Here is a 14,693-nt window from a genome sequence, read left to right on the forward strand (position 1 = left end):
GTGTCCAACGAAGACAAGCTTCGTAGTTACCTCAAGCGGGCCATCGCGGACGCCCAGGACGCCCGCGGCCGGCTGCGTGAGGTGCAGGAGCAGGCGGCTGAGCCGGTCGCGATCGTGGGCATGGGGTGCCGCTTCCCGGGTGGGGTGGGCAGTCCGGAGGACTTCTGGGAGCTGTTGGCCTCCGGCAGCGACGCGGTGGGTGGCTTCCCGACCGACCGCGGTTGGGACTTGGAGGGCATCTACGACCCGGACGGTGAGCGCGAGGGCACCTCCTACGTGGCCCAGGGTGCGTTTTTGCAGGGAGTGGCCGATTTCGACCCGGGATTCTTCGGGATCAGCCCGCGTGAGGCCCTTGCGATGGACCCGCAGCAGCGGCTGATGCTGGAGACGGCCTGGGAGACCCTGGAGCGGGCAGGCATCGACCCGTCCTCCCTGAAGGAGAGTTCGACCGGTGTCTTCGCCGGCGGCTTCGCCTCCGGATACGGAATCGGCCTCTCCTGGGCGGCCGGCGAGGAGGGCTCCGGCGTCGAGGGCCATCTGATGACGGGCAACGCGACCAGTGTGCTCTCCGGCCGTGTTTCGTACGCGCTGGGTCTGGAGGGCCCGGCGGTCACGATCGACACCGCCTGCTCGTCCTCGCTGGTGGCGCTGCACCTTGCCGTCCAGGCACTGCGGATGGGTGAGTGCTCCCTGGCACTGGCGGGTGGCGTCACGGTGCTGGTGTCACCGGGCACGTTCGTGGAGTTCTCGCGTCAGCAGGGCCTCTCGGCGGACGGCCGCTGCCGCGCCTTCTCCGAGGACGCAGACGGTACGGGCTGGGCCGAGGGCGTCGGCATGCTCGCGGTGGAGCGCTTGTCGGACGCGCGGCGCAAGGGTCACCGGGTGCTGGCTGTGTTGCGTGGTTCGGCGGTGAATCAGGATGGTGCGTCGAATGGTCTGTCGGCGCCGAATGGTCCGTCGCAGCAGCGGGTGATTCGTGCGGCGTTGGCGAATGCGCGTCTGTCGGCTGCTGATGTGGATGTGGTGGAGGCGCACGGGACGGGGACCACTCTGGGTGACCCGATTGAGGCCCAGGCGTTGCTGGCTACGTACGGTCAGGAGCGTGCGGGGGGTGCTCCGTTGTGGCTGGGTGCGGTGAAGTCGAACATCGGGCACACCCAGGCCGCGGCCGGGGTTGCTGGTGTGATCAAGATGGTGTTGGCGTTGCAGCATGAGCGGTTGCCGCGGACGTTGCATGCGGGTGATCCGTCGTCGCATGTGGACTGGTCGGCGGGTGAGGTGCGGCTGCTGGATGAGTCGGTGGCGTGGCCGGTGGGGGAGCGTCCGCGTCGGGCTGGGGTGTCGGCGTTCGGGATCAGTGGGACGAATGCGCACGTCATCATCGAGGAAGCCCCCGCCGTAGAGGCGGGCGAGGCGGCGGAGCCGACAGTTCCGGTGGTGTCGGGTGCTGGTGCGTGGGTGGTTTCCGGTCGTACGGCTGAGGGCCTTGCGGCGCAGGCGGGTCGGTTGCGGGAGTGGGTGACGTCCCGTCCGGGGCTGGAACCGGCGGATGTGGCCTGGTCGTTGGCGACGACTCGGTCCGCGTTCGAGCACCGTGCGGTGGTACTGGGCACGGAGCGGGACGAGCTCATGTCCGCAGTATCCGATCTGGCGGCCGGGGTGTCCTCGGGTGCGGTGGTCTCGGGTGTGGCACCCGCGGATGCCCGGGTGGGTCTGATCTTCGCGGGTCAGGGTGCTCAGTGGGCCGGTATGGGCCGGGACCTGTATGCGGGCAGCCCGGTCTTTGCCGAGGTGTTCGACCGGGTGTGCGGTTTGTTGGAGCTGGAGTTGGGCTCTTCGGTTCGGGTCCGGGATGTGGTCCTGGATGCCGATGGTGTGGATGGCGGGCTTGCGGATCAGACGCTGTTCGCGCAGGCGGGGTTGTTTGCTTTCGAGGTTGCTCTGGCGGGTGTGCTGGAGGCGTCTGGTGTGAGGCCGGATGCGGTGGTGGGTCACTCGGTGGGTGAGGTGGCTGCCGCGTATGTGGCCGGGGTGGTTTCGCTTCCTGATGCGTGCAGGCTCGTGGCGACGCGTGCCCGTCTGATGCAGGAGCTGCCTTCGGGTGGTGCGATGGCTGCGGTGAATGCGTCGGAGGCGGAGGTGGTCGCCTCTCTCGTGGAGGTGTCCGGTGATGTCGCGGTGGCTGCGGTCAATGGTCCGGATTCGGTGGTGGTGTCGGGTGATGCCGGGGCCGTGGATGCGGTGGTGGAGTTGTGGCGGGAGCAGGGCCGTCGGGTGCGGCGGCTGCGGGTGTCGCACGCTTTCCATTCCCCGGCGATGGACCCGGTGCTGACGGAGTTGGCCTCGGTTGCGGAGGGGATCGAGTACTGCCGTCCGGAGATCATGTGGGCGGGTGCGCTGAGTGGTGAGTTGGTGTCGGAGCCGGATGCGGGGTACTGGCCTGCGCAGACGCGGCAGGCGGTGCGGTTCGCCGATGCGGTGGCGGCCCTTGCCCGTGAGGGTGTCTCGGTCTTCGTGGAGGTGGGTCCGGACGGTTCGCTGTCCTCCCTCGGTCCGGACGCGGTGGCCGGGGTGCAGAGCGTGGAGCCGGCCTTCGTCCCGCTGCAGCGCCGCACCGATGAGGGCGTCGCGAGCCTGCTGACCGGTCTGGCGCGGGCGTTCGTCAGCGGTGCCCCGGTGGACTGGGAGAGGGTGCTGCCGGTCGGTGAGCCGGTGGAGTTGCCGACGTACGCCTTCCGGCACCAGCGGTACTGGCCCGAGGGCATTCTCTCGCTCGCGCCGCCGCGGGCCGGTGGCGGCGTGGACAGGATCGTCGCGGGTACCGAGGCGGAAGCCGAGTTCTGGGCGGCTGTCGAGGGCGAGGACCTGACCCGGCTCGCCGAGACCCTTGAGGTGGACGGCGGCCTTTCGTTCAGGGACGTGCTGCCCGCGCTGGCGTCCTGGCGGCGCCGTGAACTGGACCGCTCACTGACCGCGAACTGGCGTTACCGCACCTCCTGGGCGGTGGTCACGGAGCCCGACTCTCCCGTTCTTCCGGGCACGTGGCTGCTGGTTCTTGCGGCCGGTGCCGGGGATGAGATGCGGCAGCGGTGCACGACTGCGCTTGAGGCGCGTGGTGCTGAGGTCGTGGTGGTCGAGGTGGGGTCCGGGACGGTGGACCGGGCGGATGTCGCCGCTCTGTTGCGCGAGTCGGTGGCGGACGCTTCCGGTGTGTCGGGTGTGCTGTCGCTGCTGGCGCTGGACGAGACGCCCTTGCCGGAGCACTCGGCGGTGGCCGGCGGCCTGGCCGCCACGCTGGCTCTGGTGCAGGGGCTCGGGGACGCCGGAATCGGGGCACCCTTGTGGGTGGCGACCTGCGGCGCGGTGGCGGCCGGACCGGGTGAGGCGCCGACGCGTCCCGTACAGGCACAGGTCTGGGGCCTTGGCCGGGTCGTGGCGCTGGAACACCCCGACCGCTGGGGCGGGTTGATCGACCTGCCGGAGTCGCTCGACGAGCGGGCCGCCTCGCGCCTGGCAGGCGCGCTCGCAGGCTGCGACGAGAACGAGATGGCCGTCCGGTCGACCGGGCTCCTCGGCCGGCGGCTGTCCCGTGTGTCACGGCGCGGTTCGGGGGAGAGCCGGCCGGAACGCGGAAGCATTCTGATAACCGGCGGCACCGGTGCGGTCGCCGGGCATGTGGCGCACTCGCTGGCGGGCCGTGGTGCCGAACGCCTGGTGCTCACGAGCCGTTCGGGCCCCTCGGCCGAGGGCTCGGCGGCGCTGGCCGCCGAGCTGGCACAGGCGGGAACAGCCGTCGAGATCGTCGCGTGCGACGTGACCGAGCGGGCCCAACTGGTCGGCCTGTTGCACCGGATCGACGCCGAGGGCCCGGCGCTGTCGTCCGTCCTGCACACCGCCGCGCAGCTGGACGACGGAATGGTGGACGGCCTCACCGCACCGCGCCTGGAGACGGTGCTGCGGGTGAAGGCCCGGGGCGCCGACCTGCTCGACGAGCTGACCGCGGACCGTGACCTGGACGCCTTCGTACTGTTCTCCGCCGCCGCTGCCACCCTCGGCGGCCCCGGACAGGGCAGCTATGCGGCGGCCAACGCCTACCTGGACGCGCTGGCCGAGAACCGCCGCAGCCGCGGTCTTGCCGGTCTGGCCGTGGCCTGGGGCCCGTGGAGCGGAGGCGGTCTGGCGGAGTCCAGTGAGGCGGCCCGCTCGCGGATGCGCCAGATGCCCCTGCCTCCTATGGACCCGCGGCTCGCGGCCCGTGCGCTGGGCGAGGCACTGGAGGGCCCGGACGCCCTGGTGACCGTCATGGACGTGGACTGGGAGCAGTTGGGATCCGACGCGGGCGCCGCGGATGTGCTGGGAAGGCCGCTGCTGCGGGACCTCCCCGAGGCCCGCCGACGGCTCGTGGCGGCCGGGAACACCCTCACCGTGGTCCACGCGGAAGGGGAACTCGCCCGTCAGCTCGCCGGGATGGGCCGCTCCGAACAGGAGCGGGTGCTGACCGACGTCGTACGGGGCGAGGCCGCCGTGGTGCTCGGCCACCCCTCGGCCGAAGCGGTCGAGGACCGGCGCGCCTTCAAGGACCTGGGCTTCGACTCACTGACCTCGGTCGAACTGCGCAACCGGCTCAACACCGCGACCGGTCTCCGGCTGCCCGCCACCCTGGTCTTCGACTACCCGACCCCACTGGCGCTGGCCGTGTTCCTGCGCGGAGAACTGACCGGACGGCAGGGCGACACGGCCGCCCCGGTGGTCGCCGTGGCCGCGGCCGCGGTGGACGAACCGCTGGCGATCGTCGGCATGGCCTGCCGCTTCCCCGGCGGCGCGGGAACCCCCGAGCAGTTCTGGAACTTCCTCACCGCCGGCGGCGACGCGGTGGGTGCCTTCCCCACCGACCGCGGCTGGGACCTGGACGGCGTCTTCGACCCGGACGGTGAGCGCGAGGGCACCTCGTACGTGGCCCAGGGCGCGTTCCTGGGCAGCGCGGCGGAGTTCGACGCCGACTTCTTCGGGATCAGTCCGCGTGAGGCGCTGGCCATGGACCCGCAGCAGCGGCTGATGCTGGAGACCTCCTGGGAGGCGCTGGAGCGGGCCGGGATCGACCCGTCATCGCTGCGCGAGAGCGCGACCGGTGTCTTCGCGGGCGGTTTCACCTCGGGCTACGGGTTCGGGCTTTCGCTGGCCAACCAGGGCGACTCCGGGACCGAGGGACACTCGCTGACCGGCAACGCCACCAGTGTGCTCTCCGGCCGCGTCTCCTACGTACTGGGCCTGGAAGGTCCGGCCATGACGGTGGACACCGCATGCTCCTCGTCGCTGGTGGCGCTCCATCTGGCGATTCAGGCGCTGCGTTCGGGTGAGTGCTCGCTGGCGCTCGCGGGTGGTGCGACGGTGATGGCCACCCCCGGCACCTTTATCGACTTCTCCCGCCAGCGGGGGCTTTCGGAGGATGGCCGGTGCCGGGCGTTCTCGGAGGACGCGGACGGTACCGGCTGGGCCGAGGGCGCGGGCATGCTCGTCGTCGAGCGGCTCTCGGACGCCCGCCGCAACGGCCACAAGGTGCTGGCCCTGGTACGGGGCAGCGCGGTCAACCAGGACGGTGCGTCCAACGGTCTGACCGCCCCCAACGGCCCGTCCCAGCAGCGTGTCATCCGCGCAGCGCTGGCCAGCGCCCAGCTGACCGCCGGTGACGTGGACGCCGTCGAGGCACACGGCACCGGCACCACCCTTGGCGACCCCATCGAGGCGCAGGCGCTGCTGGCCACCTACGGTCAGGAGCGGACGGCGGGCCGGCCGCTGTGGTTGGGCTCGGTGAAGTCCAACATCGGTCACACCCAGGCCGCAGCGGGTGTCGCCGGGATCATCAAGATGGTGCTGGCGCTTCAGCACGAGCAGTTGCCGCAGACCCTGCACGCCGAGGAACCGTCCTCGCACGTGGACTGGACCGCGGGCGAGGTCCGGCTGTTGAGCGAGGCGGTGCCGTGGCCTGCGGGGGAGCACCCCCGCAGGGCCGGTGTCTCCTCATTCGGGATGAGTGGCACCAACGCCCACGTCATCATCGAGGAGGCCCCGGCTGCGGAGCCCGATGAGACCGCCGATGAGCCGACCGGTGCACCGGGCGCGCTTCCGGTGGTGTCGGGCGCCGGTGCGTGGGTGGTCTCGGGCCGTTCGGCTACCGGTCTGGCGGCGCAGGCGGAGCGGCTCCAGGAGTGGCTGGCCGGACACTCTGACCTTGAACCGGCTGATGTGGCGTGGTCGTTGGCGACGACCCGGTCCGCGTTCGAGCACCGGGCCGTGATCCTGGGCGCTGACCGCACCGCGCTGGTGGCGGGGCTGGAGAGCCTGTCCGGTGGTGTCCCCTCCGCCGCCGTGGTGTCCGGTACGGCCCGTCTCGGAGCGCGCTCGGTCTTCGCGTTCGCGGGTCAGGGTTCGCAGTGGGTCGGTATGGGGCGCGGGCTGGCGGAGGTTTCGCCGGTGTTCGCGGCCCGGCTTGCTGAGTGTGCTGCCGCCCTGTCTCCGTACGTGGACTGGTCGCTGGCCGATGTCCTTGCCGGTGCGGAGGGTGCGCCTGCCTTGGAGGCGGCTGATGTGGTTCAGCCCGCTCTGTGGGCGGTGATGGTTTCCCTCGCTGCGGTGTGGGAGGCGGCTGGTGTCGCTCCGAGTGCGGTGGTCGGGCACTCGCAGGGGGAGATCGCGGCGGCGACGGTGGCCGGGATGCTGTCCCTTGAGGACGGTGCCCGGGTGGTGGCGCTGCGTTCGAAGTCCCTGACGGTGCTGGCGGGCCGGGGCGGGATGCTGTCCGTCAGCCGTCCGGCCTCCGAGGTCGAGGAGCGCATCGCCCGCTTTGGCGATCGTGCGTCGCTGGCGGCGGTGAACGGGCCTTCGGCGACGGTGGTTTCGGGTGAGCCGGATGCTCTGGAGGAGTTGAAGGCGGAGTTCGAGGCCGAGGGTGTCCGTGCCCGGATGGTGGCGGTGGACTACGCCTCGCACTCGGTCCAGGTGGACCGCCTGGAGGAGGAGATCACCACAGCTCTCGCTGGGATATCCCCGCGCCGGGGCCGTGTCCCGATGGTTTCCGCGATGACCGGCGAGACCCTGACCGGTGAGGAGCTGGACGCCGGTTACTGGTTCCGGAGCCTGCGGGCGACGGTGCATTTCGAGCGTGCGGTACGGACCCTGGCGGGCCGTGGCCATCAGCTCTTCATCGAGGTGACCCCGCATCCGGTGCTGCTGGGCGCGATGAACGACACCCTGGAAGAGGCCGCGCAGGAGGCCGGCCCCGGCACCGTACCGGGCGTCGTCTGCGGGACGCTCCGGCGGGACGAGGACGGTGCGGCCCAGCTGGTCACCTCGTTCGCCGGGGCGTTCGTGGGCGGGGCGCCGGTCGACTGGCGCGCCGTACTGCCCGCCGCCGAGCGGGTCGAGCTGCCGACGTACGCCTTCCAGCACGAGCGCTACTGGCCGCAGGGCACGCTCTCCCTGGCGCTGCTCGGCGGCGGCAGGGACGCGGTGTCGCTGGGCCTGGGCGCGGTGGACCACCCGCTCCTCGGCGCGGCCGTCGAACTGGTCGGTGGGGCCGGTCTGGTGTGCACGGGACGTCTGTCGGTGCGTACGCAGCCGTGGCTGGCGGACCACGCCGTCGGCGGTACCGTGCTGCTGCCTGGCACCGGCTTCGTCGAGCTGGCCGTACGCGCCGGTGACCAGGTCGGCTGCGGGGCGCTGGAGGAACTGACGCTCCAGGCGCCGCTGGTACTGCCCGCCGACGGCGGTGGGGTGCAGGTCCAGGTCGTACTCGCCGAGGCCGACGCCGAAGGCCGCCGGACGGTCGAGGTCTTCTCCCGTCGCGACACGGCCGACGCGGCCGGCACAGCCGACGCACCCCAGACATGGGTGCAGCATGCGAGCGGTGCGCTCCTTCCCGCTGCCACGTCCCCGGCGGACCCGCGGACGCCGGTGGACGACTTCGCGGTATGGCCGCCGCAGGGCGCCACCGCACTCGACGTCGACGACGTCTACACCGGGCTGCTCGCCGACGTATACGGTCCGGCCTTCCACGGGCTGCGGGCCGCCTGGCGGCGCGGCGGCGACGTCTTCGCCGAGGTGGCACTGCCCGAGGAGGCGGCCCGGGAGGCAGCCGCGTTCGGTCTGCACCCGGCGCTGCTCGACGCGGCCCTGCACGCCGCACTCCTGGCGGGCTCGCCCCTGACCGATGCCGGTGGTGACGGCGACGCGGCCGGGGAACAGGGCCGGGTCCGGATGCCGTTCGCCTGGACCGGCGTCGAACTGCACGCGAGTGGTGCGTCGGTGCTGCGGGCCCGGCTGCGCCGGGACGCCAGGGGCGGCCTGGCGCTGACCGCATCGGATCCCGCCGGGGCTCCGGTGGTGACGGTGGAATCGCTCGTCAGCCGCCCGGTGTCGGCGGACCAGCTGGAGGGTGCGGGCAACACGCTGGGCGACACCCTCTTCACCGAGGAGTGGACCCCGCTGGCCGAGGCTCCCGTCCCGGACGGCGAGTGGGTGCTGCTCGGCGACGACCGCTTCGGTGTGGCCGACGGTCTGCGGGCCGCCGGTCGCCCGGTGCGGTCCTTCGCCGGTATCGCAGAGGCGGCCGCGGCGGCTGAGGCGGGCGAAGTCGCCCCGCATACAGCGCTGATCTGCGTCGACGGAACCCCGTACGGCGCCGAAACCGTCCCGGATACGACCCGGCGGCTGACCGGCGAGGTGCTGGAACTGGCCCAGCGGTGGCTGGCGGAACAGCACCTGGACTCCGCACAGCTTGCCGTCGTCACCCGCGGCGCCGTCGCGGCCGCGGACGGCGGACCCGTGGTGGACCTGCCGGCGGCCGCGGCGCGCGGCCTGCTCTCCTCCGCGCAGTCGGAGAACCCCGGCCGGCTGCTCCTCGTGGACCTTCCCGCCGACGAGGACACCACCGGCTGTGCCGAACGGCTCGCCGTACTGCCGAGGTTCCTCGCCACCGGCGAGCCGGAGCTGACGCTCCGCGGACAGGTCGCGTACGGGCGCCGGCTGAACCGTCCGTCCGGTGCCGGAACTGCGGTTGAACAGCCCGGGGACCGTTCCGAAGGCGGCCCGCGCACCCTGCTGGTGACGGGCGGAACGGGCACACTCGGCGGCCTGGTGGCCCGCCATCTGGTGGCCACCGGACGGGCCCAGACGGCCGTACTGACCAGCCGCTCCGGCCCGGCCGCCACGGGTGTCGCGGCGCTCGCCGCTGAACTGGCCGCGCTCGGCGCGCAGGTCCGGGTCGTCGCCTGCGACGTGGCGGACCGCGACGCGCTGGCCTCGCTGCTGGCGAGCATCCCGGCCGACTGCCCGCTGGGCTCCGTCTTCCACGCCGCCGGAGTCATCGACGACGGTGTGATCGGCACCCTCACCCCGGAGCGGCTGGCCACGGTCCTGCGGCCGAAGGCGGACGCCGCCTGGCACCTGCACGAACTCACCCGGGACAGCGACCTGGAGAACTTCGTCCTGTTCTCCTCGGCGGCCGCCACACTCGGCGCCCCGGGCCAGGGCAACTACGTCGCCGCCAACGCCTTCCTCGACGCCCTGGCACGGCAGCGCAGGGCCGCCGGGCTGCCCGGCCTCTCGCTTGCCTGGGGGCCGTGGGTGCACGAGGCCGGCATCGGCCGGGACCTGGGCGAGCAGCTGCTCTCCCGCATCACACGCTCCGGACTCGCCGCGCTCGGCGCCGACGAGGGCCTGGCCGTACTGGACACGGCGCTGGAGCGGACGCTGACCCGGGGCGAGGGCGCCCTGGTACCGGCCCGGCTGGACGTGGCCGACCTGCGCGCGCTGGCCGCGCGCAGCGGCGAGGTCCCGCCGCTGTGGAGGCGGCTGGCCGGCACCCCGGGACGGCGTACGGCCGCCGCCGGGTCGGCCGGCGGCGGGGATGCCGCGCAGGCGTTGCTCCGCCGGCTCGCCGGGCGATCCGGCCAGGAACGCGACCGGATGCTCCTGGAGCTGGTGCGGACGCTCGTGGCCGCAGTGCTCGGACACGCGTCGGCCGAGGCCGTCGAGCCCGCACGGGCCTTCACCGACCTCGGCTTCGACTCGCTCACCGGAGTCGAACTGCGCAACCGGCTGCGGACGGAGACCGGGCTGCGGCTGCCCGCCACGCTCGTCTTCGACTACCCGACCCCCGCCGCCCTGGCCACGATGCTCGGCGGCGAGCTGGCGGGCGAGGTGCCCGCAGCGGCCGACCCAGTACCCCCGTCCGCCACGGTGGTGGACGACCCGATCGCCATCGTCGGCATGGCCTGCCGCTTCCCGGGCGGCGCCGCCGGCCCTGATGAGCTGTGGGAGATGCTGGCCGCGGGCCGGGACGGGATCGGCCCGTTCCCGCAGGACCGCGGCTGGGACCTGGAGTCCATCTACGACCCGGACATGGGACACGCCGGCACCTCCTACACCCAGGAAGGCGGCTTCCTCCGGGACGCCGGCGGCTTCGACCCGGCGTTCTTCGGGATCAGCCCGCGTGAGGCGCTGGCGATGGACCCGCAGCAGCGGCTGCTCCTCGAAACCTCCTGGGAGGCGTTCGAGCGGTCGGGGATCGACCCGACCGCACTGCGCGGCAGCCAGACCGGCGCCTTCGTCGGCGGCTACGGCTCCGGCTACGCCGAGGCCAGCCTGGAGGGAGCCTCGGACTTCGAGGGCGTGGACGGTCACCTGGCGACCGGCAACGCGACCAGCGTGCTGTCCGGCCGGCTCTCCTACACCTTCGGTCTGGAGGGCCCCGCGGTGACGATGGACACCGCGTGCTCCTCGTCGCTGGTGGCGCTGCACCTGGCGGCGCAGGCGCTGCGCTCGGGTGAGTGCACACTGGCGCTGGCCGGCGGTGCCACGATCATGGCCACACCCGACGGCTTCGTGGGCTTCTCGCAGGCACGCGGGCTGGCGGTGGACGGGCGCTCCAAGGCGTTCGGCGCCACGGCCGACGGCATGGGCATGGCCGAGGGCGTCGGCATGCTGGTGGTCGAGCGTCTTTCGGACGCTCGCCGCAACGGGCACCCGGTCCTCGCGCTGGTGCGCGGCACCGCCGTCAACCAGGACGGTGCGTCCAACGGTCTGACGGCGCCGAATGGTCCGTCGCAGCAGCGGGTGATCCGGGCGGCGTTGGCGAATGCGCGTCTGTCGGCTGCTGATGTGGATGTGGTGGAGGCGCACGGGACGGGTACGACGCTGGGTGACCCGATCGAGGCGCAGGCGCTCCTCGCCACGTACGGGCAGGACCGCCCCGAGGGCCGTCCGGTCTGGCTGGGCTCGGTGAAGTCCAACATCGGCCACACCCAGGCCGCCGCGGGTGTCGCGGGCGTGATCAAGATGCTGCTGGCGCTCCAGCACGAGCAGCTGCCGCAGACCCTGTACGCAACGGAGCCGTCGCCGCACATCGACTGGTCGGCGGGACAGGTTCGGCTGCTCACCGAAGCGGTCCCCTGGCCCGCCGACGGCAGGCCGCGCCGCGCGGGCGTGTCCTCCTTCGGTATCAGCGGCACCAACGCGCACGTCATCCTGGAGCAGGCGCCCGCCTACGACGAGGCGTCAAGGCCCGCGCCGACGAAGACCGCGCCCCCGCTCGTCTCCAATGCCGGTGCGTGGGTGGTGTCGGGTCGGTCCGTGGAGGCGCTGGCGGCGCAGGCGGGCCGGTTGCGGGAGTGGCTGGCCGGGCGCCCGTCGTTGGAGCCGGCTGATGTGGCGTGGTCGTTGGCGGCGACGCGGTCGGCGTTCGAGCACCGGGCTGTGGTGGTGGGCGGTGACCGTACGGAGTTGGTGGCGGGGCTGGAGAGTCTGGCGGCTGGTGTGCCTTCGGGTTCGGTGGTCTCGGCGGCGGCCCGCTCCGGTGCCCGTCCGGTGTTTGTCTTCCCGGGTCAGGGTTCGCAGTGGGTGGGGATGGGGCGTGAGCTGGCGGGGGTTTCGCCGGTGTTCGCGGCCCGGCTTGCCGAGTGTGCCGTGGCGCTCTCGCCGTACGTGGACTGGTCGTTGGACGACGTACTGGCGGGGGCGGAGGGGGCTCCGGTCCTGGAGGCGGCTGATGTGGTTCAGCCTGCTCTGTGGGCGGTGATGGTGTCGTTGGCTGCGGTGTGGGAGGCGGCTGGTGTTGCCCCGGAGGCTGTGGTGGGGCATTCGCAGGGGGAGATTTCCGCGGCGACGGTTGCGGGGATGTTGTCCCTTGAGGACGGTGCGCGGGTGGTCGCGCTGCGCTCGAAGTCCCTGAAGGTGCTGGCGGGCCGGGGCGGGATGCTGTCCGTCAGCCGTCCGGCCTCCGAGGTCGAGGAGCGTCTCGTCCGTTTCGGTGAGCGTGCGTCGTTGGCGGCGGTGAACGGGCCGTCGGCGACGGTGGTTTCGGGTGAGCCGGATGCTCTGGAGGAGTTGAAGGCGGAGTTCGAGGCCGAGGGTGCCAGGGCGCGGATGGTGGCGGTGGACTACGCCTCGCACTCGGTCCAGGTGGACCGCCTGGAGGAGGAGATCACCACGGCCCTCGCCGGGATATCCCCGCGCCGGGGCCGTGTCCCGATGGTCTCCGCGATGACCGGCGAGACCCTGACGGGTGAGGAGCTGGACGCCGGTTACTGGTTCCGGAGCCTGCGGGCGACGGTGTACTTCGACCGTGCGGTGCGGGTTCTGGCGGGTGAGGGGCAGCGGATCTTCGTCGAGGTCTCTCCGCATCCGGTGCTGCTGAGTGCGATGACGGAGTCCCTGGAGGAAGTCGCGGAGCAGGCCGGTCCTGGTGCTGTGCCCGCTTCCCTGTGCGGGACGCTGCGCCGCGACGACGGTGGTGCGGCACGCCTGCTCACCTCGCTGGCCGAGGCCTTCGCCAACGGTGCCCCGGTGGACTGGAAGTCGGTCCTTCCTGCGGGTGAGCAAGTCGAGCTGCCGACGTATGCCTTCCGGCACCAGCGCTACTGGCCCGAAGGCGTGCAGTCGCTGCCCAAGTCAGTACTGACGGCGAGTGGAAGCGGTCCGAGCGCCACGGTGGAGGCCGCGTTCTGGGCGGCCGTCGAGGGCGGGGACCTGACCCGGCTCGGTGAGACGCTGGCCCTGGACGGCGGCCGTCCGATCAACGAGGTGCTGCCGGCGCTCGCGTCCTGGCGACGCGGCGAACTGGATCGCTCGCTGACCGCGAACTGGCGTTACCGCACCTCCTGGGCGTCCGTCACGGAGCCCGATTCCCGTGTGCTCTCGGGTACGTGGCTGGTGGTGGTTGCGGCTGGTGCTGGGGACGAGGTGCGGCAGTGGTGTGTGGCGGCGCTTGAGGCGCGTGGTGCTGAGGTCGTGGTGGTCGAGGTCGGGTCCGGGGCGGTGGACCGGGCGGATGTGGCCGCGCTGTTGCGCGAGGCGGTGGCGGATGTCTCTGGTGTGTCGGGTGTGCTGTCGTTGTTGGCGCTGGACGAGGTGCCGGTGTCGGAGTATCCGGCGGTGGCGGGTGGTCTGGCCGGGACGCTGGGTCTGGTGCAGGGGCTCGGGGATGCCGGGGTCGGGGCGCCGTTGTGGGTGGCGTCCTGTGGTGCGGTGAGTGCGGGTCCGGGTGAGGTGTTGGAGCGTCCGGTTCAGGCGCAGGTGTGGGGTCTGGGCCGGGTTGTTGGTATGGAGCATCCGGAGCGTTGGGGTGGGTTGGTGGACCTGCCCGGGGAGTTGTCGGAGCGGGCGGGTGCCCGGTTGGTCGCCGTACTGGCGGGGTGTGACGAGAACGAGGTGGCCATCCGCTCGGCCGGAATCCTCGGCCGACGGATGTCGCGCATCCCGCGGCGCGACTCCGGGGACACCTGGGCGCCCCGGGGAAGCGTACTGATCACCGGCGGCACCGGCGCCGTGGCCGGTCACGTGTCCGACTGGCTGGTCGAGCGGGGCGCCGCACGCCTGGTGCTGGCGGGCCGCTCCGGTCCCGCGGCTGCGGGGATCGCGGCACGGGCAGCGGACATGGCCGCCGCCGGTACGCGGGTGGACGTGGTCTCCTGCGACGTGAGCGACCGGCCGTCGCTCTCCGGGCTGCTGGAGTGGACCGGACGGAGCGGCCCCGCGCTGTCCTCCGTACTGCACACGGCGGCGGTCCTCGACGACGGAATGCTGGACCGGATGTCGGTGGAACGGCTACAGACCGCGCTGGAGGTGAAGGTCCGGGGCGCGGCGCTGCTGGACGAGCTGACCGCGGACATGGACCTGGACGCCTTCGTGCTGTTCTCCTCCGCCGCCTCCACCCTGGGCTCCGCGGGCCAGGGCAACTACGCAGCGGCCAACGCCTATCTGGACGCGCTGGCGGAGAACCGGCGGGCCCGCGGACTGACCGGACTCACCGTCGCCTGGGGTGCATGGGCCGGTGGCGGTCTGGCCGAGTCCAGCGAGGCGATCCGCTCCCGGATGCGGCGGATCCCGATGCCGCCGATGGACCCGCGGCTCGCCGTCCGTGCGCTGGGCGAGTCGCTGGAGGGCCCCGAGCCCGTCGTGACCGTCATGGACGTCGACTGGGAGCAACTGGCCTCCGGTCCGGGCGCCGCGGACCTGCCGCTGGTGCGGGACCTGCCGGAGATCCGCGAGCTGGCTGCCGCGGGAGCGGCTTCCGGCGGCGCCGCGCCACGCGGTGCCGAGGGAGAGCTCGCCGACCTGGTCCGCGGGATGTCGCGCGCGGAGCAGGAGCGCGTACTGACGGACGTGGTACGGGCCGAGGCCGCCGCCGTACTGGGGCA

At 72.6% G+C, this 14,693-nt stretch carries 1 protein-coding gene (only partly in view); it reads left to right on the forward strand.

What is annotated here, in order from left to right; all coding sequences use genetic code 11:
- Window positions 1-14,693, forward strand: partial view of a type I polyketide synthase gene (locus ACWGKJ_RS13245; protein WP_453315729.1) — the 5' end (the start) only. Its footprint extends 21,595 nt past the window's final position; the window shows 14,693 of its 36,288 coding nt (coding positions 1-14,693); the start codon lies at window positions 1-3; its stop codon lies off the right edge, out of view.

This window comes from Streptomyces sp. NPDC054757, assembly GCF_053612185.1.